The organism is Mitsuaria sp. WAJ17 (assembly GCF_014174515.1).
Taxonomy (GTDB): domain Bacteria; phylum Pseudomonadota; class Gammaproteobacteria; order Burkholderiales; family Burkholderiaceae_C; genus Roseateles_B.
The window spans coordinates 21104-39559 of sequence record NZ_JACJUG010000012.1; the positions used below are offsets into that span (position 1 = coordinate 21104).

Genomic DNA, 18456 nt, shown 5'->3' on the forward strand with positions numbered 1-18456 from the left:
GGAATCCCCGATGTCCAGCACCGCCATTGCCCCCGACGCCACCGAGGAAAACGACGACACCCTCAAGGGTGAGTTCGTTACATTCGAAGGCTCGCCGTTCCAGCTTTTCCAGCCTTTCCCTCCGGGAGGGGACCAGCCCACGGCCATCGCGCAATTGGTCGAAGGCATCCACGATGGCCTCAGTTTTCAGACGCTGCTTGGGGTGACGGGGTCGGGCAAGACCTACACCATGGCCAATGTCATCGCCCGCCTGGGGCGGCCGGCCATCGTCTTTGCCCACAACAAGACCCTGGCGGCGCAGCTCTACAGCGAGATGCGGGAGTTCTTCCCCAAGAACGCCGTCGAATACTTCGTCAGCTACTACGACTACTACCAGCCCGAGGCCTACGTCCCGCAGCGCGACCTCTTCATCGAGAAGGACAGCGCCATCAACGAGCAGATTGAGCAGTTGCGGCTCTCCTGCACCAAGAGCCTGCTGGAGCGCCGGGACGTGGTGATCGTGGCCTCGGTCTCGGCCATCTACGGCATCGGCAACCCGAGCGACTACCACCAGATGGTCATGACCCTGCGCGTGGGTGACACCATGGGCCAGCGCGACGTCATCGCCCAGCTGATCCGCATGCAGTACCAGCGCAACGAGATGGAGTTCCAGCGCGGGCACTTCCGGGTTCGGGGCGACACCATCGATGTCTTCCCGGCTGAGCACTCCGAGTTGGCCCTTCGCATCGAGCTCTTCGATGACGAGGTCGAGACCCTGCAGCTCTTCGATCCGCTCACCGGCCAGATCCGCCAGAAGATCCCGCGCTTCACCGTCTACCCTTCCAGCCACTACGTCACCCCGCGCGAGCGGGTGCTGGCCGCCGTGGAGACCATCAAGGAGGAGCTGCGCGAGCGGGTGGGGCAGTTCATTGCCGACGGCAAGCTGGTCGAGGCCCAGCGCATCGAGCAGCGCACGCGCTTTGACCTGGAGATGCTCACCGAGGTCGGGCACTGCAAGGGCATCGAGAACTACACCCGCCACCTCTCAGGCGCCGCTCCGGGCGAACCGCCGCCCACGCTGGTGGACTACCTGCCCTCGGACGCCATCATGTTCGTCGATGAGAGTCACGTGACCTTGGGCCAGTTCGGGGGCATGTACAACGGCGACCGCGCACGCAAGACCACACTGGTGGAATTCGGATTCCGCCTGCCTTCCGCGCTGGACAACCGCCCGCTGAAGTTCCAGGAATTCGAGCGCAAGATGCGCCAGGCCATCTTCGTTTCCGCCACGCCGGCGGACTACGAGAAGCAGCACGCCGGCCAGGTGGTGGAGCAGGTGGTGCGCCCCACGGGCTTGGTGGACCCCATCGTCGAGGTGCGCCCCGCCACGCACCAGGTGGACGATGTGCTGCAGGAGATTCGCGACCGAGTCGATGTCGGCGAGCGCGTGCTCATCACCACCTTGACCAAGCGCATGGCGGAGCAACTGACCGACTACCTCAGCGACAACGGCGTCAAGGTCCGCTACATGCACTCGGACGTTGACACCGTGGAGCGGGTGGAGATCCTGCGTGACCTGCGCCTGGGTGCCTTCGATGTGCTGGTGGGCATCAATCTGCTGCGGGAAGGCCTGGACATTCCCGAGGTGTCCCTCGTGGCCATCCTGGATGCCGACAAGGAAGGCTTCTTGCGCTCGGAGCGCAGCCTGATCCAGACCATAGGCCGCGCGGCGCGCAACCTCAACGGCAAGGCCATTCTGTACGCGGACAGGATCACCGACTCTATGCGCCGCGCCATCGACGAGACCGAGCGCCGCCGCGCCAGGCAGCTTGCCTTCAATGCCGAGCATGGCATCGTGCCGCGGGGCGTGCGAAAGCGCATCCGCGACCTGATCGACGGCGTCTACTCCGACAAGGGCGGCAAGGACGACCAGAAGCTGGGCATGGTGGAAGAGCTGGAGGAGCTCAGCGAGAAGGACCTCAGCAAGCGCATCACCCAGCTCGAGAAGCAGATGCTGGAGCACGCCCGCAATCTCGAGTTCGAGAAGGCTGCCCGGGTGCGCGATCAACTGGCGCAGCTGAGGGAGCAGGTGTTTGGCGCCGCGCACCATGACAACGTGGTGCCCATAGAGACGGGGCGCAAGTGACGGGCAGGGCGGGGCCTGGCCTGACGGTGCTGATGGTCTGCACCGGCAATATCTGCCGCTCGCCGACGGCCGAGGGCGTGCTGCAGCACCAACTGCAGACGATGGGCCTGGCGGGCAGGGTGCGAGTCGATTCTGCGGGCATCCAGGGCTGGCACGCGGGCGAGGCTCCCGATCCTCGCAGTCAGGCTCACGCCAGCCGGCGCGGCTACGATCTCTCAGCTCAACGCGCCCGGGCCGTGCAGGCGCTTGATTTCGAACAAGCCGACCTCATCCTGGCCATGGACCGCGGCCACCTCCGGACGCTGAAACAGCGTTGCCCGACGGGCCTTCGCCACAAGCTGGGTCTGCTGCTGGATCACGCGCCAGGCCTTGCCGGGCAGGACGTGCCCGACCCTTACTACGGGGGCGCTGAGGGCTTTGAAGCGGTGCTGGATCTGGTCGAGGCCGCCTGCGCGCCCTTGGCCAGAACGCTGGCTGAGCGCTTGCCACAAGGCCGCTGAGCAGGGGGCGCGAGGCGCTGAAAGCCCTTCATGCTCGGGGTATTTGTGCTGCGGTGCAGCGGCCGGCGGATGAAGCTCCCGATAATTGAGTAAAATGCTCGGAAATAGGCCAGGGTTAACCCAGAATTTCTCTGGGTTCTGTCTGGTGTTCGAGCAGGCTCATGGTCGTCAGGCCGAAGGAGAGTTGCATGCGTCTTACCACCAAAGGTCGTTTCGCCGTTACCGCGATGATTGACTTGGCTCTGCGTGAAAACAGCGGCCCGGTTGCCTTGGCGGCCATCAGCCAGCGGCAGCAGATTTCCCTGTCCTACCTGGAGCAGCTCTTCGGGAAGCTGCGGCGGCATGAGCTGGTCGAGAGTACCCGCGGCCCCGGCGGCGGCTATTCACTGGGCCGCAAATCCGACGCGATCACCGTGGCCGACATCATTGTCGCCGTGGACGAGCCCATCGATGCCACCGGCTGCGGTGGCAAGGAAAACTGCATGGGCGAGGATACCGGGCGCTGCATCACGCACGAGCTCTGGACCAGCCTCAACGCCAAGATGATCGAGTACCTGGATTCCGTCTCGCTGCGCAAACTGGTGGATGACCAGCTTGCCAAGGGCGTGACCATTGAGGAGGCCCCGATCAAGCGTGCCATCTCATCGACGCCGGTGGTGAAACCCATCCGCATCACTGCTCCCAATTCTGTCTTCGCCCTGGGCAACAGCGCCCTGACGAAGTGAGTCCGTTCCCAAGTTCACCTGCAAGCCAGCCTCCGTCGCCAGCCCCTCACCATGGACATGACCCCTCATTTCCCCATCTACCTGGACTACGGCGCGACCACACCGGTCGATCCGCGCGTCGTGGACGCCATGATCCCCTGGTTGCGCGAGCATTTCGGCAACGCCGCCTCGCGCAGCCATGCCTGGGGATGGGAAGCCGAGGCTGCCAATGAGAAGGCCCGCGAGCAGGTCGCGGCCCTGATCGGCGCCGACCCTCGCGAAATCGTCTGGACATCAGGGGCGACCGAGTCCAACAATCTGGCGCTCAAGGGCGCCGCTCACTTCTACCAGTCCCGAGGCAAGCACATCATCACGGTGAAGACCGAGCACAAGGCCGTGCTTGACGTCTGCCGCGAGCTGGAGCGCCAGGGTTTCGAGGTGACCTATCTCGATGTCCAGGAGAACGGCCTGGTCGATCTGGCGGCCTTCAAGGCAGCCATGCGCCCAGACACCATCCTGGCCTCGGTCATGTTCGTCAATAACGAGATCGGCGTGATCCAGGACATCCCCGCGCTCGGCGCCTTGTGCCGTGAGCGCGGCGTGATCTTCCATGTGGATGCCGCGCAGGCCACCGGCAAGGTGGACATTGATCTGGCCACGCTGCCCGTGGACCTGATGAGCCTGGCCTCGCACAAGACCTACGGCCCCAAGGGCATCGGCGCTCTCTATGTACGCCGCAAGCCCCGCATCCGTATCGAGGCGCAGATGCACGGTGGCGGTCACGAGCGCGGCATGCGCTCGGGCACCCTGCCCACACACCAGATCGTGGGTATGGGCGAAGCCTTCCGCATCGCGAGGGAAGAGATGGGGGCAGAGCGCGAGCGCATTCGCGGTTTGCAGCAACGCCTGCTACGCGGCCTGTCGGATGTCGAACAGGTGTTCGTCAACGGCGACCTTGAGCGCCGGGTGCCGCACAACCTGAACATGTCCTTCAATTTCGTCGAAGGCGAGTCCCTGATCATGGGCATCAAGGGCATTGCCGTGTCTTCGGGCTCGGCCTGTACCTCGGCCAGCCTGGAGCCCAGCTATGTGTTGCGCGCCCTGGGCCGCAGCGACGAGCTCGCCCATTCCTCCCTGCGAATGACCTTCGGCCGCTTCACGACCGAGGCAGACATTGACTACGCCATCGACACCATCCGCCAGAACGTGGCCAAGCTGCGCGAACTCTCGCCGCTGTGGGAGATGTACCAGGACGGCGTGGACCTCAGCACCATCCAGTGGGCCGCCCACTGAGCGCTGCACCGAGGCAGTCACAGACATACAGATCGTTGGAGAGATACCATGGCATACAGCGAAAAGGTCGTTGACCACTACGAAAACCCCCGCAACGTCGGTTCCTTCGAGAAGGGCGACGACACTGTGGGCACCGGCATGGTGGGCGCACCCGCTTGCGGTGACGTCATGAAGCTGCAGATCAAGGTCAACCCGGCCACGGGCCTGATCGAGGACGCCAAGTTCAAGACCTACGGCTGCGGTTCGGCGATCGCCTCCAGCTCCCTGGTGACCGAGTGGGTCAAGGGCAAAAGCCTGGACCAGGCCCTGTCCATCAAGAACACCCAGATTGCCGAGGAGCTGGCTCTGCCGCCGGTGAAGATCCACTGCTCCATCCTGGCCGAGGATGCCATCAAGGCAGCCGTGGACGATTACCGCGCCAAGCACGGCAACTGAGCAAGGACGAGCGACGATGGCAGTCACCCTGACCGAAGCCGCCGCACGCCACGTGACGCGCTACATCTCCAAGCGCGGCAAGGGTGTGGGTGTGCGACTGGGCGTCAAGACCACGGGCTGCTCGGGCCTGGCCTACAAGCTGGAATATGCCGATGAGATAGCGCCCGAAGACGTGATCTTCGAAGGCCATGGCGTGAAGGTGCTGGTCGATCCCAAGAGTCTGCCCTACCTCGACGGCACGGAGCTGGACTTCGTCCGCGAGGGCCTCAATGAAGGCTTCAAGTTCCGCAACCCGCGCGAGAAGGATCGCTGCGGCTGCGGTGAGTCCTTCAGGGTCTGATCACCCGGGCGGGCAGGCAAGGGCGCGGGGGATCTCGCGCCTTTTGTGCTTCAGGTGCCAGGCGCGGCACGTGCCGCTGGCAGGGCCGATGGAAGGAATGGATGCATGAATCTCGCTGACGATGACTTCGCGCTGTTCGGGCTGGCACCGCGCTTCACGCAGTCCCGCGAGGAGATCGAGTCGCGCTGGAAGGCCCTGGCGGCCCAGGTGCACCCGGACCGCTACGCCAGCGAAGGCGCGGCCGCCCAGAGGCGCGCCATGCAATGGGCGCTGCGGGTCAACGAGGCTCACCAGCGCCTGCGCGATCCGCTCAGGCGTGCGGCCTATCTCTGCGAGCTGCGTGGCGCGGCCCTGAATGAGCACGAGAACACCCGCATGCCGGCCAGCTTCCTGATGGAGCAGATGGCCTGGCGCGAGGCCCTCGACGAGGCGCAGACGCTGGAGGCCGTGCAGGCTCTGGACGCCGAGGTCGCCGACCGCGAGACCGAGCTGTTGCGCGAGGCCGGCCGCCTGCTTGACGAGCAGGGCGATGCCGACGCTGCCGCCCAGTGCGTGCGCGCCCTGATGTTCGTGGCCCGCTTCCGCAGCGACATCGACCGCCGGCTCGAAGCCCTGGAACAATACTGAGTTTGCCGCCGAGTCCCTGGCCTCCCGTGCTTAGCTGTCCAGAACAAGAACACCTCTGATTTCCTGAACTCCATGGCCCTGCTGCAGATCTCCGAACCCGGCGCCTCGCCCAATCCTCACGAGCGCCGCATCGCCGTGGGCATCGACCTCGGCACCACGCATTCCCTGGTGGCCGCCGTGCGCCATGGCGTGGCTGAATGCCTGCCTGATGACCAGGGGCGCGTGATCCTGCCCTCAGCCGTGCGCTATCTCGAGGGTGGCGGTCGTCAGATCGGTGCGCAGGCCCTGGCGGCGCAGGCGGAGGATCCGCTGAACACCATCGTCTCTGTGAAGCGTTTCATGGGGCGCAAGGTCCAGGACGTGCAGGGGCGCGAGAAGCTGCCCTATCAGTTCGAGGACACGCCGGGCATGCTGAGCCTGCTCACCCGTGAGGGGCTCAAGACGCCGGTGGAGGTGTCTGCCGAGATCCTGGCGACCCTGCGCCATCGGGCCGAGGACACCTTCGCCGACGACCTCTTCGGCGCCGTGATTACCGTGCCTGCCTATTTCGATGACGCTCAGCGCCAGGCCACCAAGGACGCCGCGCAACTGGCCGGTCTCAAGGTGCTGCGCCTGATCAACGAGCCCACCGCCGCGGCCATTGCCTATGGCCTGGACAACGGCTCGGAAGGCCTCTATGCCGTCTACGACCTGGGTGGTGGCACCTTCGACATCTCCCTGCTGCGCCTGACCCGCGGCGTGTTCGAGGTGGTGGCTACGGGCGGTGATGCGGCCCTGGGCGGTGATGACTTCGACCACGCGCTGGCCGACTGGGCCTTGGTTCAGTCGGGGCTGCAGCTCAGCACCGCCCACGACAAGCGCGCCGTGCTGGTGGCGGCTCGGGCGGCCAAGGAGCAGCTCTCCAGTGAGGCTCAGGCCCAACTGAAGGCCGCCCTGGACGCCGGCCCGCTGGACGTGACGGTGAGCCGCGAGCAGTTCCAGTCCCTGACCAAGCCCCTGGTTGATCGCACCCTGACTTCCGTGCGCCGCGTGCTGCGCGATGCCCGTGTCAAGCCGGAGGACGTTCAGGGCACGGTCATGGTTGGCGGCTCTACGCGCATGCCGGCCGTGCGTGCGGCGGTGAGCCAACTCTTTGGCCGCGAAGTGCTGACCAATCTGAATCCGGATGAGGTCGTGGCCCTCGGGGCGGCCGTGCAGGCCAACCAGTTGGCCGGCAATTCGTCCGACGGCGAGATCCTCTTGCTGGATGTGATCCCGCTGTCCCTGGGCCTGGAGACCATGGGTGGCCTGGTGGAGCGCGTGATCGAGCGCAACGCCACCATTCCCATCGCCAAGGCCCAGGACTTCACGACCTTCAAGGACGGCCAGACCGCCATGGCCATCCACGTGCTGCAGGGTGAGCGCGAGCTGGTGAGTGAATGCCGCTCGCTGGCGCGCTTCGAGCTGCGCGGCATCCCGCCCATGGCTGCGGGTGCGGCGCGCATTCGCGTCAGCTTCCAGGTGGACGCCGACGGCCTGCTGAGCGTCTCGGCCAAGGAGCTGGGGTCCGGTGTGGAGGCCGCAGTGCAGGTCAAGCCCAGCTATGGCCTGGCTGACGAGCAGATCGCCCAGATGCTCAAGGATGGCTTTGCCAGTGCGGAGTCCGACATGCAGGCGCGCAGCCTGCGCGAGGCTCAGGTCGAGGCCGAGCGCATGCATCTGGCAACGCTCTCTGCCCTGGCGGCGGATGGCGACCTGCTCCATGCCGGCGAGCGGACCGAGATCGAAGCCTTGCTTTCGTCCCTGCAGACCCTGGCGGCTGGCGAGGATGCGGCCGCCATCACCGAAGGCGTGGAACGCCTGGCCAAGGGCACTGAGGCCTTTGCCGCCGCCCGCATGAATCGTGGCATCCAGCAGGCCCTGGCCGGCCGCAGCATCGAGCAGATGTAAGTGCACAGCCAGCCCACTGAACTGAACAACGAGAGAACGTCATGCCCATCATCAAGATCCTGCCCCACGCCGAGTACTGCCCCGAGGGCGCCGAGGTGAGCGCGCCGGCGGGCACCTCCATCTGCGAGGCCTTGCTGGACAACGGCATCGAGATCGAGCACGCCTGCGACCAGGTCTGCGCCTGCACCACCTGCCATGTGATCGTGCGCGAGGGCTTTGCTTCACTGTCCGAGATGGAAGAGGGCGAGGAAGACATGCTCGACCGAGCCTGGGGCCTGGAACCCAACTCGCGCCTGTCCTGCCAGGCCATCCTGGGCCAGAAGGACGTGTCGGTCGAGATTCCCAAGTACTCCATCAACCACGCCAAGGAAAAGCACTGAGCATGCGGGTCCTGGGCTTCGAATCCTCCTGCGACGAGACCGGGGTCGCCCTGGTCGAACTGCCGCCGGCCGGGCAGTCCGGCACGCCGCGACTGCTGGCGCAGGCCTTGCATAGCCAGATTGCCATGCACCAGGCCTATGGCGGCGTGGTGCCCGAGCTGGCCTCGCGGGACCACATCCGCCGCGTGCTGCCGCTGAGCCGCGAGGTGCTGGCCCAGGCGCAGTTGGGCCTGCAGGATGTGGATGTGATTGCCTATACCGAGGGGCCAGGTCTTGCCGGGGCGCTTCTGGTGGGCGCGGGCGTGGCGGTGTCGCTGGCTGCGGCGCTGGGCAAGCCTGCTGTGGGTGTGCATCACCTGGAGGGGCATCTGCTGTCGCCCTTCCTCTCGGCAGATCCTCCGGAGTTCCCCTTCGTGGCCCTGTTGGTGTCGGGCGGGCATACGCAGCTGATGCGGGTGGGCGAAGTCGGCCAGTACGAGATCCTGGGTGAGACCATTGATGATGCTGCTGGCGAAGCCTTCGACAAGAGCGCCAAGCTGCTGGGCCTGCCCTATCCGGGCGGTCCGCATCTCTCGAGGCTGGCGGAGCAGGGCAGGGCGGATGCCTTCGAGTTGCCTCGCCCGCTTCTGCACAGCGGCAGACCGGACTTCAGTTTCGCCGGCCTCAAGACAGCCGTGCTGACGCAGGTGAAGAAGCTGGGCGATGCCCCCACCGAGCAGCAACGCGCCGATCTTGCAGCCAGCACCCAGGCGGCCATCGTCGAGGTGCTGGTCAAGAAGTCGCTGATGGCCCTGAAGAGTACCGGGCTCAAGCGCCTCGTGGTGGCAGGTGGTGTGGGCGCCAACGCCTCGCTGCGGACCCAGCTCAATGCCGCTTGCGCCCGGCGGGGTGTGCGGGTGCATTACCCTGAGCTGAGCCTGTGCACCGACAACGGCGCCATGATCGCCATGGCCGCCGCCATGCGCCTGCAGCGCGGCACGGCCCGGCTGCGCGACGACGGCAGCTTCGGCGTGCGGCCGCGCTGGGACCTGTCGGCTGCCTGAGGCGGGGCCCCGACAGCCGGGCTCATCTGCGCATCAGCTGACCGTCAGGCGGGCTCCGCCCTTGGCCTGGCGCTTGGCCAGGATCAGCGTCAGCACGCCATGTTCCATGCGCGCGCTGGAGTCGGATTCGCTGATCTCCTGCGGCAGGCTGAAGCTGCGCGAGAAGCGGGACACAGAGCGCTCGCGATAAAGCACGCGCTCGCCGTCCTTCTTTTCCTCGTCCTTGTTCTGCTCGGCCTCGACATTGATGCGACGGCCGTCCACGGTGATCTTCACCGCTTCCTTGGGCACGCCAGGCATTTCAAGCTTCACGGTGTAGGCGCTGTCGGACTCGCTAACGTCCAGCGCAGGACTGCGCAGGGCCTGACTCAGTTCGCGGCCTTCCTGGCCGAAGACGTTGCCGAAACTGTCATCGAACAGGCGCTCCAGGCTGCGGGAAAGATCATGGGCTTGGCGGGAAGTGGGCACGAGAAACATAGGGCCTCCTTGTGGCTGCATTCATCGCTCGGGGAACGTCCCCTTGCTGCCAACTTATGAGTCCTGGCCAGGCTTTCAAGGGCCTCGCACGCGGGAGTATTCAATTTCTTGAGTTGCGGCAGGAAAGCCTGTCTCGACACTTGAAATGCAGACATTCGAAGCCAGATGTCATCTCTTGGCCGCGAAAGACGCCTGCAGGGCGGCGGCGCGCGCCGTCCCGCAACCAGTCGCCGCGTTCCGGAGTGTGGGGTGGGTAGGGTGACGACTTCTGGAGTCTTGAAGCGGCAAGGCTTGCCTGGCGAGGTAGGGCTTGCCGCAACAAGCGGCATGCACGGGCCTGGGAAGGCCTGGCCCACTGGGCATCGGCCTTGCCAGTGAAGGGTGTCGGCAGCTGCCGGTTCCTTTAACTTCATAGGAGTACCACCATGACCCAGCAGGACGTCAATGACGCGGCCCAAGGCAAGGACGCAGGCCCAGGCAAGGACGCAGATTCTTCGCGAGGTCAGGATCAGCAACGCGGGCTGGAGCGGCAAGGCGGCCATCAGCCTCGCCGTCGCGGGGAGGACAGCAACCGCGGGGACGCCGCCGGGCGCAGCGAGGACTCGTCGCGCGAAGAAGGCAACCGTCAGCGCTGAGCCCGCAGGGTGCGCGGCCTGGCATTTCCCGGGCTGCTGCGCTTCATGTGCGGCGATTGCGCAGGGGTAGGGGGCGTGGTGCCAAACTCGTCCGCTCTGGCCTGTTCGCCGGCCCAAATGGCGCGGGAGCCGCTGCAGCGCTGGGAACTGCGGCGCCGCAGCAGCCTTCAGCCGGGCCGCTTGCTGGTCGCTTGTGCGCTGCCTTGCGGATTGAGCCTGTCGTTCGGACTGGCCTTTGCGGCCGTGGGCAGCCCATGGCCCCTGGTCTTCGCCATGCTGCAGGCGGCAGCGATGGGCATGGCGGCCCTGGTCCAAGCCCGCCATGGGGGCGATCGTGCGGTGCTGACCGTGCGGGACGGTTGGCTGGAGGTCATCAAGCGGCGTGGGTCGCGACAGAGCGTCTGCAATCTGCCCCTGGCCTGCCTGCGCATGCGGGCCGACGCGCGCGGACTGCGCCTGGAGTGTGGCTCGACGATCGTCCGGATCCGGGGCTACGCTTCATCGGCAGCGTGCGCGGCGGTCTTGCGGGACCTGGAGCAGGCCCGGCGCAGGGCGGTGGCCAATGCCGCCTTGCCCGGTCGGGGTGCCGCCGTTCCTGCCGCTGACAGCCACTTCGTTCCCTTTGCGGCCTGCTGAGGAGCTTCGCCGACAGGGTGGAGGCGCGCCAGGGCTCGTGGATGCAGATAGGGGCGGGGTGCTCTCGTGTCGCGTCTGCGCCCCGCGGGCTGGGCGGAGGTCTTCTGACTTGTCCTCGCTCAAGTGCGCTATACTCCGCCGGTTTCGCGTCTTTCTCCTGCCTTTTGAGGGTGGCTGGAAGAGGTGGAATCTCAGCACGGCATGGGTAGGTTTCACCTGTGTCCGCAAGTCCAGTACCGGAAACCGTCTGCGTGGGTCTGTCCTGCCAGCGGCTTCCCCTTTGAAGGAACGCATCATGGCAGTCGCCGATCTGAACAAGGCCGAAATCGTCAAGGCCAACGCACGCAGCGCCAACGACACGGGCTCCCCCGAAGTCCAAGTGGCCCTGCTGACCGCTCGCATCAACGAGCTGACCCCCCACTTCAAGACCCATGCCAAGGACCACCACGGCCGTCGCGGTCTGCTGAAGATGGTCAACCAGCGCAAGAGCCTGCTGGCCTACCTGAAGAACAAGGACGCGGCTCGCTACACCGCCCTGATCCAGAAGCTGGGCCTGCGCAAGTAATTCGCCCATGACGCCAAAGAGCCTGTCTGGATTTTCAAGCCAGCACAGGCTCTTTGTTTTTGTTGTTCGCTGTTGGAGTCGAGCTGACGTGGCGGATGTGTCATTCCAAGGCGGTTTGCAGGGCTGAAGTCCTGAGCCAGTCGCCCTGGAATGGCATCGCGCCAGACCCAGCCCCACTCCCGGTTTCGCAGTGCGCCGCAAGCACTGTTCGCAATTGAGGAGATGCACATGAGCATGTTCAACAAGGTCACCAAGACCTTCCAATGGGGCCCCCATACCGTCACCATGGAGACCGGCGAGATCGCCCGTCAATCCACCGGCGCCGTGCTGGTGAACATCGATGACACCGTGGTGCTGGCCACCGTCGTCGCCAAGAACGAACCCAAGCCCGGCCAGGACTTCTTCCCCCTGACCGTCGATTACATCGAGAAGACCTATGCTGCCGGCAAGATCCCCGGCAGCTTCTTCAAGCGTGAAGGCCGCCCCAGCGAGCTCGAGACTCTGACCAGCCGTCTGATCGATCGTCCCATTCGCCCGCTGTTCCCCGAAGGCTTCTTCAACGAAGTCCAGGTCGTGGTGCATGTGGTGTCGCTGAACCCCGAGGTCCAGGCTGACATCGCCGCAATGATCGCCACCAGCGCTGCGCTGGCCATCTCCGGCATCCCCTTCAATGGCCCCATCGGTGCCGCCCGAGTGGGCTACATCAACGGCGAGTACGTGCTGAACCCGGGCAAGACCCAGCTGACCGAGTCCAAGATGGACCTGGTGGTTGCGGGCACCGAAGCCGCCGTGCTGATGGTCGAGTCCGAAGCCGACCAACTGAGCGAAGACATCATGCTGGGCGCCGTGGTCTACGGCCACCAGCAGGGCCAGATCGCCATCAACGCCATCCACGAGCTGGTGAAGGAAGCCGGCAAGCCCGTGTGGAACTGGGCCGCTCCTGCCAAGGATGAGCCCTTCATCGCCAAGGTCACCGGCCTGGCCGAGGAAGCCCTGCGCGCTGCCTATCAGATCCGCTCCAAGCAGGCCCGCACCCAGGCCTGCCGCGAGGCGTATGCCAAGGTCAAGGAAGCGCTGACCGCTGAAGGCCTGGCCTTCGACGGCGTGGAGGTCGATGGCCTGCTGTTCGAAATCGAGGCCCGCATCGTGCGCAGCCAGATCCTGGCCGGCGAGCCCCGCATCGACGGCCGTGACACCCGCACCGTGCGCCCGATCGAGATCCGCTCTGGCGTGCTGCCGCGCGCCCATGGCTCCTCGCTGTTCACTCGCGGTGAGACGCAGGCCCTGGTCGCCGCCACCCTGGGCACCGAGCGCGATGCTCAGACCATCGACGCCCTGGCTGGCGAGTTCAGCGAGCGCTTCATGCTGCACTACAACATGCCTCCGTTCGCCACCGGCGAGACGGGCCGCGTGGGCAGCCCCAAGCGCCGTGAGATCGGCCACGGCCGTCTGGCCAAGCGCGCCCTGGTGGCCGTGCTGCCGACCAAGGAAGAGTTCCCGTACTCCATCCGTGTGGTCTCCGAGATCACCGAGTCCAATGGCTCGTCCTCGATGGCTTCCGTCTGCGGCGGCTGCCTGTCCCTGATGGACGCCGGTGTGCCCTTGAAGGCTCACGTGGCAGGCATCGCCATGGGCCTGATCAAGGACGGCAACCGCTTCGCTGTGCTGACCGACATCCTGGGTGACGAAGATCACCTGGGCGACATGGACTTCAAGGTGGCCGGCACGACCGGTGGCATCACCGCCCTGCAGATGGACATCAAGATCCAGGGCATCACCAAGGAAATCATGCAGGTCGCCCTGGCTCAGGCCAAGGAAGCCCGCCTGCACATCCTGGGTGCCATGGTCGATGCCGTCGGTGGCGCCAAGACCGAGGTGTCGCAGTTCGCTCCGCGCCTGTACACCATGAAGATCAACCCCGAGAAGATCCGTGACGTGATCGGCAAGGGCGGCGCCACCATCCGTGCGCTGACCGAAGAGACCGGCACGCAGATCGACATCGGCGAGGACGGCACCATCACCATTGCCTCGACCGACGCCGACCGCGCCGCCGCTGCCAAGAAGCGCATCGAGGAAATCACGGCCGAAGTGGAAGTGGGCAAGGTCTACGAAGGCCCCATCACCAAGATCCTGGACTTCGGTGCCCTGGTGAACCTGCTGCCCGGCAAGGACGGCCTGCTGCACATCAGCCAGATCGCGCACCAGCGCGTCGAGAAGGTGACGGACTTCCTGAAGGAAGGCCAAGTGGTCAAGGTCAAGGTCCTGGAGACCGACGAGAAGGGTCGCATCAAGCTGTCGATGAAGGCCCTGATCGATCGCGACGCAGCTCCGGCTGCTCCGGTTGCCGAGCCTGCTGGCGAGTAATTGCCGGCCAGGCATCGTCCAGCACCGACTCAAGCACTGAGCCAGCGACACGCCATGCGCGCCATCGCCATTAGCCAGCCTGGCGGACCCGAGGTCCTGCAGCTGCAGATCCTGCCCGAGCCTCAGGCTGGGGCAGGGGAGTGCCTCATTGTGGTTGAGGCCTACGGCATCAACCGCCCTGATGTGCTGCAGCGCAAGGGCGCATATCCGCCCCCGGCTGGGGCGAGTCCTTTGCCGGGGCTGGAGGTTGCAGGGCGCATCGTCGCGGGCGACGAGACGGCTCTGGCCGCTGCCGGCCTGCGCGCGGGCGATGCCGTCTGTGCGCTGGTGGCGGGTGGCGGCTATGCTGAGCGCTGCGTGGCGCCTGTCGAGCAGTGTCTGCCTGTGCCTGCGGGCTGGAGCATGGCCGAGGCGGCCAGCCTGCCGGAGACGTTCTTCACCGTGTGGAGCAATGTCTTCGAACGGGCCTCGCTGAAGGGGGGCGAAAGCCTGCTCGTCCATGGCGGCAGCAGCGGCATCGGCGTCACCGCCATCCAGCTGGCCAAGGCCTTCGGCGCCCGCGTTCTCGTGACGGTGGGCAATGCGGCCAAGGCGCAGGCCTGCCTGAAGCTGGGGGCGGACGTTGCCATCAACTACCGCGAGCAGGATTTCGTCGCGGAGGTGAAGGCGGCTACGCAGGGGCGGGGCGTCGATGTCATCCTGGACATGGTTGCGGGCGACTACGTGGCCCGCGGCGTGCAGTGTCTGGCCGATGATGGCCGCATGGTCATCATCGCGGTGCAGGGCGGGGTCAAGGCCGAGTTCGATGCGGGTCGGGTCTTGCGCCGCCGCCTGACGATCAGCGGCTCGACGCTGCGTCCGCGCTCCCTGTCCTTCAAGGCGGGCATCGCCCGGGCCTTGCGCGAGCGGGTCTGGCCGCTGCTGGCCTCGCGCGTGATCGCGCCGGTCATCTATCAACAACTGCCTGCCGACCAGGCGGCCCAAGCCCACGCCCTGATGGAATCGGGCGAGCATGTGGGCAAGATCGTCCTGGTCTGGTGAGTTTCACGAGGTTATTCATGCGCAAGAAGCTGGTCGTTGGCAACTGGAAGATGCATGGCAACCGGGCCTCGAATGCCCTGTTGCTGAGCGGCCTGAAGGAAGCTGGCCCCTGGACGGCCGATGTGGCCGTGTGCGTGCCATTCCCCTACATCACCGAGACGGCGCTGGCCCTGACGGGTGCGCAGATCGCCTACGGTTCGCAGGACTGCTCGGCGCATGAGCAGGGGGCCTACACGGGCGAGGTGTCCTCGGCCATGCTGGCGGACATCGGTTGCCGCTTTGCCATCGTCGGACACTCCGAGCGCCGCGCCTACCACCAGGAAAGCGACCAGTTGGTGGCCGACAAGGCGAAGGCGGCGCTGGCTCATGGCGTCACGCCCATCGTGTGCGTGGGCGAGACGCTGGCCGAGCGCGAAGCCGGGCAGACCGAGCATGTGGTCAAGCGCCAACTGGCTGCGGTGATCCACACGCTGACCCACTGCATCGGCGAGATCGTGCTGGCCTATGAGCCGGTGTGGGCCATCGGTACGGGCCTCACGGCGACGCCGGAGCAGGCTCAGGCCGTGCATGCCGTGCTGCGCCAGCAGCTGCGCGCAGCCACCCAGAAGGCCGACGCCATGCGCATCCTCTACGGTGGCAGCGTCAAGGCCGACAATGCCGCCCAGCTGTTTGCCCAGCCGGACATCGACGGTGGCCTGATCGGTGGTGCGGCCCTGAAGGCGGCGGACTTCTCGGCCATCTGCCGTGCCGCGGGCTGAGACCCAAGAGTGCTTTTACTGTGCGCCTGCCTGTGAAGTGGCGGGCGGCTGATTCGATTTGGAGATACGAATGCAAGTCCTGATGAACCTGATCCTCGTGGTCCAGCTGCTGAGCGCGCTGGTCATGATCGGCCTGGTGCTGGTGCAGCACGGCAAGGGTGCCGACATGGGTGCCTCCTTCGGCAGCGGTGCCTCCGGCAGCCTGTTCGGTGCCACTGGCAGTGCCAACTTCCTGTCGCGCAGCACGGCCATCTGCGCCACGCTCTTCTTCATCTGCACTCTGGGTCTGGCCTATTTTGGCAGCCATCGTGAGGCTGGCGCTTCCCAGGAAAGCCTGCTGGAGCGTGCCGCTCCTGCGAGCGCTCCAGCGCCTGCCGTCGCCGCTTCCGGCGCGGCTGCCATTCCTGAGGCCCCGGTGGCTGCCCAGCCGGTGGCTCCTGCTGCCAGCAAGTAAGCCCCAGATGCGCAGAGAGGCAAGACCTGTCCCTCTGCCTGCCGGGGCTCGGGCGGAAAGTCTGTCGCAGATCAATCCGCCTGCACCGCAAAAAACCGCTGTTTCTCTCTGAAGGGCGTTTTTTTCAGTATAGAATTCGAGGCTGTCTGGAACGCAATTCCTCATGCTACCGGACAGTAAAAACCGCCGACGTGGTGAAATTGGTAGACACGCTATCTTGAGGGGGTAGTGGCGAAAGCTGTGCGAGTTCGAGTCTCGCCGTCGGCACCAAATTCCTCAATCGAGGTCGTGCGTTAACATCCCCGGGTTGGAGCCCGGTGGTGTGCAAGCGATCCTGGTTGAAGCGCCCTGTGGCAGGGGTGGTCGCAAGATCAAACCTGCTAAGGGACAAGCCGGGCGCGGTCCGTGAGCGATAGGTCTATCGCCAGCGGCGCGCCCGTTGCTTTTGTCGACTCTGTCGGCGTGCTGGTGGCCTGGAGGCCATGGTCGCTGGCGCAACCGAGAGCAAAGCTGTGAGTCTGGAACAGTACCTCCCCGTCATCCTCTTCATTCTGGTCGGCGCAGTGGTGGGTATAGCGCCCCAGATCCTGGGCTACCTCCTCGGACCCAACCGGCCGGATCAGGCCAAGAACTCCCCCTACGAATGCGGCTTCGAGGCCTTTGAAGACGCGCGCATGAAGTTTGATGTGCGCTACTACCTCGTCGCCATCCTCTTCATCCTCTTCGACCTGGAAATCGCCTTCCTCTTCCCCTGGGCCGTGACCCTGCGTGAAATCGGGGCGACAGGTTTCTGGGCGATGATGGTTTTCCTGGGCATCCTGGTCGTGGGCTTTGCCTACGAATGGAAAAAGGGTGCCCTTGATTGGGAGTGAGCTTTTGCCCCTCGCCCAGCGCTAGGCGCTGGGCGGTCCCCCGAGGGGGTGCCAGCCTGCGGCTGGCAATGTGGGCCGGCTTGGGGCGGCCCGGCGCTCGGCCCGTTCGGGTAGACAGATTGGAAGCGTGCTATGGGTATTGAAGGCGTTTTGAAGGAAGGCTTCGTCACCACCTCGGTCGACAAGCTGATCAACTGGTCCAAGACCGGTTCTCTGTGGCCCATGACCTTCGGTCTGGCCTGCTGCGCGGTCGAGATGATGCATGCCGGTGCGGCACGCTATGACATCGACCGCTTCGGCATGCTGTTCCGCCCCAGCCCACGCCAGTCCGACCTGATGATCGTGGCAGGCACGCTGTGCAACAAGATGGCGCCGGCCCTGCGCAAGGTCTACGACCAGATGGCAGAGCCGCGCTGGGTGCTCTCCATGGGTTCCTGCGCCAATGGCGGCGGCTACTACCACTACAGCTATTCCGTCGTGCGCGGCTGCGACCGCATCGTGCCGGTGGACGTCTACGTGCCGGGCTGTCCGCCCACCGCCGAGGCGCTGCTGTACGGCATCCTGCAACTGCAGGCCAAGATCCGCCGCGAAAACACCATCGCACGCTGAAGAGGGCAGGGCTCCATGACCATGAAACTCGACACCCTGCAGGCCACCCTGGAAAAGGTGCTGGGCGAGCAGATCATCGATCTTAAGCGCGAGTTCGGTGAGATCACCATCCGCGTCGCGCCCGGGCATTACGCCGCTGTGGCCAAGACCCTGCGTGACCACTCCGAGCTGCGCTTCGAGCAGCTGATCGACCTCTGCGGTGTGGACTACAGCAGCTACGGCGAAGGTGCCTATGAAGGCCCGCGCTTCGCCGCCGTCTCGCACCTGCTGTCCGTGACAAAGAACTGGCGCCTGCGCCTCAAGGTGCTGGCCGCCAACGACGACTTCCCCTGTGTCGCCTCGGTCACGCCTATCTGGAACTCGGCCAACTGGTTCGAGCGCGAGGCCTTCGACATGTTCGGCATCATCTTCGAGGGCCACGAGGACCTGCGCCGCATCCTGACCGACTACGGTTTCATCGGCCACCCCATGCGCAAGGACTTCCCGACCACCGGGCACGTCGAAATGCGCTACGACGCCGAGCAAAAGCGCGTGATCTACCAGCCGGTGACCATCGAGCCGCGCGAGATCACGCCGCGCGTGATCCGTGAAGACAACTACGGCGGACTCTGAATGATTCGCCCTCAAGCCCACATTCGTTCGCTGCCCCTCGTCGGGCCGGCCCGGCGG

The 18456-nt window shown here is 65.5% G+C and carries 21 protein-coding genes and 1 tRNA gene; 21 read left to right on the plus strand and 1 reads right to left on the minus strand.

All coding sequences use genetic code 11. The features are described from left to right. The first annotated feature begins 10 nt into the window (after window positions 1-10). The 10 genes from uvrB (at window position 11) to tsaD (ending at window position 9376) form a co-directional block, all read left to right on the plus strand. Window positions 11-2125 (plus strand): excinuclease ABC subunit UvrB, encoded by a 2115-nt coding sequence (gene uvrB / locus H5407_RS11460; protein WP_183104585.1) that lies wholly within the window; start codon window positions 11-13, stop codon window positions 2123-2125. Window positions 2126-2157: 32 nt separating this feature from the next. Further along, the gene (locus H5407_RS11465; protein ID WP_183104688.1) at window positions 2158-2625 is read left to right on the plus strand and encodes a low molecular weight protein-tyrosine-phosphatase; all 468 of its coding nucleotides are present in this window, start codon (window positions 2158-2160) and stop codon (window positions 2623-2625) included. A 188-nt stretch (window positions 2626-2813) separates the two neighbouring features. Further along, on the plus strand, window positions 2814-3350 hold the full coding sequence (locus H5407_RS11470) for a Fe-S cluster assembly transcription factor (protein ID WP_183104689.1): 537 nt from the start codon (window positions 2814-2816) through the stop codon (window positions 3348-3350). Window positions 3351-3401: 51 nt separating this feature from the next. After that, window positions 3402-4622 carry an IscS subfamily cysteine desulfurase gene (locus H5407_RS11475; protein WP_183104586.1) on the plus strand — a complete coding sequence of 407 codons (1221 nt, stop codon included), beginning with the start codon at window positions 3402-3404 and terminating at the stop codon, window positions 4620-4622. 48 nt (window positions 4623-4670) lie between these two features. Continuing rightward, window positions 4671-5057, plus strand: coding sequence for a Fe-S cluster assembly scaffold IscU (gene iscU, locus H5407_RS11480; protein WP_183104587.1), 387 nt, complete (start codon window positions 4671-4673; stop codon window positions 5055-5057). A 16-nt stretch (window positions 5058-5073) separates the two neighbouring features. Next, on the plus strand, window positions 5074-5397 hold the full coding sequence (gene iscA, locus H5407_RS11485; RefSeq protein WP_183104588.1) for an iron-sulfur cluster assembly protein IscA: 324 nt from the start codon (window positions 5074-5076) through the stop codon (window positions 5395-5397). Between the two features lie 105 nt (window positions 5398-5502). Continuing rightward, window positions 5503-6024: a Fe-S protein assembly co-chaperone HscB gene (gene hscB, locus H5407_RS11490; RefSeq protein ID WP_183104589.1), complete on the plus strand. Its 522-nt coding sequence runs from the start codon at window positions 5503-5505 to the stop codon at window positions 6022-6024. 72 nt (window positions 6025-6096) lie between these two features. Then, the gene (gene hscA / locus H5407_RS11495) at window positions 6097-7953 is read left to right on the plus strand and encodes a Fe-S protein assembly chaperone HscA (protein WP_183104590.1); all 1857 of its coding nucleotides are present in this window, start codon (window positions 6097-6099) and stop codon (window positions 7951-7953) included. 41 nt (window positions 7954-7994) lie between these two features. Further along, window positions 7995-8333, plus strand: a complete 339-nt coding sequence (gene fdx, locus H5407_RS11500) for an ISC system 2Fe-2S type ferredoxin (RefSeq protein ID WP_183104591.1) — start codon at window positions 7995-7997, stop codon at window positions 8331-8333. Window positions 8334-8335: 2 nt separating this feature from the next. Next, complete coding sequence (gene tsaD, locus H5407_RS11505) at window positions 8336-9376, plus strand: tRNA (adenosine(37)-N6)-threonylcarbamoyltransferase complex transferase subunit TsaD (RefSeq protein WP_183104592.1); 1041 nt, start codon at window positions 8336-8338, stop codon at window positions 9374-9376. Window positions 9377-9409: 33 nt separating this feature from the next. Here tsaD and H5407_RS11510 read toward each other — a convergent pair whose 3' ends face one another. Beyond that, entirely contained in the window at window positions 9410-9853 is a 444-nt protein-coding gene (locus H5407_RS11510; RefSeq protein ID WP_183104593.1) for an Hsp20/alpha crystallin family protein, read from the minus strand. A 425-nt stretch (window positions 9854-10278) separates the two neighbouring features. Here H5407_RS11510 and H5407_RS11515 point away from each other — a divergent pair, with 425 nt between their 5' ends. From H5407_RS11515 to H5407_RS11565, 11 genes are all read left to right on the plus strand, one after another. Next, the gene (locus tag H5407_RS11515; RefSeq protein ID WP_183104594.1) at window positions 10279-10488 is read left to right on the plus strand and encodes a hypothetical protein; all 210 of its coding nucleotides are present in this window, start codon (window positions 10279-10281) and stop codon (window positions 10486-10488) included. Between the two features lie 117 nt (window positions 10489-10605). Then, window positions 10606-11124: a DUF2244 domain-containing protein gene (locus H5407_RS11520; protein ID WP_183104595.1), complete on the plus strand. Its 519-nt coding sequence runs from the start codon at window positions 10606-10608 to the stop codon at window positions 11122-11124. A 295-nt stretch (window positions 11125-11419) separates the two neighbouring features. Beyond that, window positions 11420-11689 (plus strand): 30S ribosomal protein S15, encoded by a 270-nt coding sequence (gene rpsO / locus H5407_RS11525; protein ID WP_183104596.1) that lies wholly within the window; start codon window positions 11420-11422, stop codon window positions 11687-11689. Between the two features lie 228 nt (window positions 11690-11917). Further along, window positions 11918-14053 (plus strand): polyribonucleotide nucleotidyltransferase, encoded by a 2136-nt coding sequence (gene pnp, locus H5407_RS11530; RefSeq protein WP_183104597.1) that lies wholly within the window; start codon window positions 11918-11920, stop codon window positions 14051-14053. Between the two features lie 54 nt (window positions 14054-14107). Continuing rightward, complete coding sequence (locus H5407_RS11535; protein ID WP_183104598.1) at window positions 14108-15094, plus strand: NAD(P)H-quinone oxidoreductase; 987 nt, start codon at window positions 14108-14110, stop codon at window positions 15092-15094. A 17-nt stretch (window positions 15095-15111) separates the two neighbouring features. Beyond that, window positions 15112-15852 (plus strand): triose-phosphate isomerase, encoded by a 741-nt coding sequence (tpiA, locus tag H5407_RS11540; RefSeq protein ID WP_183104599.1) that lies wholly within the window; start codon window positions 15112-15114, stop codon window positions 15850-15852. Window positions 15853-15922: 70 nt separating this feature from the next. Further along, window positions 15923-16306 carry a preprotein translocase subunit SecG gene (secG, locus tag H5407_RS11545; protein ID WP_183104600.1) on the plus strand — a complete coding sequence of 128 codons (384 nt, stop codon included), beginning with the start codon at window positions 15923-15925 and terminating at the stop codon, window positions 16304-16306. A 185-nt stretch (window positions 16307-16491) separates the two neighbouring features. Continuing rightward, window positions 16492-16576: transfer RNA gene (locus H5407_RS11550), tRNA-Leu, on the plus strand. A gap of 242 nt (window positions 16577-16818) precedes the next feature. Continuing rightward, complete coding sequence (locus H5407_RS11555) at window positions 16819-17178, plus strand: NADH-quinone oxidoreductase subunit A (protein WP_183104601.1); 360 nt, start codon at window positions 16819-16821, stop codon at window positions 17176-17178. Window positions 17179-17310: 132 nt separating this feature from the next. Next, window positions 17311-17787, plus strand: coding sequence for an NADH-quinone oxidoreductase subunit B family protein (locus H5407_RS11560; RefSeq protein ID WP_046113908.1), 477 nt, complete (start codon window positions 17311-17313; stop codon window positions 17785-17787). Window positions 17788-17802: 15 nt separating this feature from the next. Further along, window positions 17803-18399, plus strand: a complete 597-nt coding sequence (locus tag H5407_RS11565) for an NADH-quinone oxidoreductase subunit C (RefSeq protein ID WP_183104602.1) — start codon at window positions 17803-17805, stop codon at window positions 18397-18399. Window positions 18400-18456 lie beyond the last annotated feature (57 nt).

What these genes read in the sequence shown, in the direction of transcription:
- hscA (WP_183104590.1), top strand. Translation starts at nt 6,097, where the DNA reads ATGGCCCTGCTGCAGATCTCCGAACCCGGCGCCTCGCCCAATCCTCAC.
- H5407_RS11560 (WP_046113908.1), top strand. Translation starts at nt 17,311, where the DNA reads ATGGGTATTGAAGGCGTTTTGAAGGAAGGCTTCGTCACCACCTCGGTC.
- H5407_RS11475 (WP_183104586.1), top strand. Translation starts at nt 3,402, where the DNA reads ATGGACATGACCCCTCATTTCCCCATCTACCTGGACTACGGCGCGACC.
- iscU (WP_183104587.1), top strand. Translation starts at nt 4,671, where the DNA reads ATGGCATACAGCGAAAAGGTCGTTGACCACTACGAAAACCCCCGCAAC.
- H5407_RS11520 (WP_183104595.1), top strand. Translation starts at nt 10,606, where the DNA reads ATGGCGCGGGAGCCGCTGCAGCGCTGGGAACTGCGGCGCCGCAGCAGC.
- H5407_RS11470 (WP_183104689.1), top strand. Translation starts at nt 2,814, where the DNA reads ATGCGTCTTACCACCAAAGGTCGTTTCGCCGTTACCGCGATGATTGAC.
- H5407_RS11465 (WP_183104688.1), top strand. Translation starts at nt 2,158, where the DNA reads ATGGTCTGCACCGGCAATATCTGCCGCTCGCCGACGGCCGAGGGCGTG.
- uvrB (WP_183104585.1), top strand. Translation starts at nt 11, where the DNA reads ATGTCCAGCACCGCCATTGCCCCCGACGCCACCGAGGAAAACGACGAC.
- fdx (WP_183104591.1), top strand. Translation starts at nt 7,995, where the DNA reads ATGCCCATCATCAAGATCCTGCCCCACGCCGAGTACTGCCCCGAGGGC.
- H5407_RS11510 (WP_183104593.1), bottom strand. Translation starts at nt 9,853, where the DNA reads ATGTTTCTCGTGCCCACTTCCCGCCAAGCCCATGATCTTTCCCGCAGC.
- hscB (WP_183104589.1), top strand. Translation starts at nt 5,503, where the DNA reads ATGAATCTCGCTGACGATGACTTCGCGCTGTTCGGGCTGGCACCGCGC.
- pnp (WP_183104597.1), top strand. Translation starts at nt 11,918, where the DNA reads ATGAGCATGTTCAACAAGGTCACCAAGACCTTCCAATGGGGCCCCCAT.
- H5407_RS11535 (WP_183104598.1), top strand. Translation starts at nt 14,108, where the DNA reads ATGCGCGCCATCGCCATTAGCCAGCCTGGCGGACCCGAGGTCCTGCAG.
- tpiA (WP_183104599.1), top strand. Translation starts at nt 15,112, where the DNA reads ATGCGCAAGAAGCTGGTCGTTGGCAACTGGAAGATGCATGGCAACCGG.
- H5407_RS11565 (WP_183104602.1), top strand. Translation starts at nt 17,803, where the DNA reads ATGACCATGAAACTCGACACCCTGCAGGCCACCCTGGAAAAGGTGCTG.
- H5407_RS11515 (WP_183104594.1), top strand. Translation starts at nt 10,279, where the DNA reads ATGACCCAGCAGGACGTCAATGACGCGGCCCAAGGCAAGGACGCAGGC.
- rpsO (WP_183104596.1), top strand. Translation starts at nt 11,420, where the DNA reads ATGGCAGTCGCCGATCTGAACAAGGCCGAAATCGTCAAGGCCAACGCA.
- secG (WP_183104600.1), top strand. Translation starts at nt 15,923, where the DNA reads ATGCAAGTCCTGATGAACCTGATCCTCGTGGTCCAGCTGCTGAGCGCG.
- iscA (WP_183104588.1), top strand. Translation starts at nt 5,074, where the DNA reads ATGGCAGTCACCCTGACCGAAGCCGCCGCACGCCACGTGACGCGCTAC.
- tsaD (WP_183104592.1), top strand. Translation starts at nt 8,336, where the DNA reads ATGCGGGTCCTGGGCTTCGAATCCTCCTGCGACGAGACCGGGGTCGCC.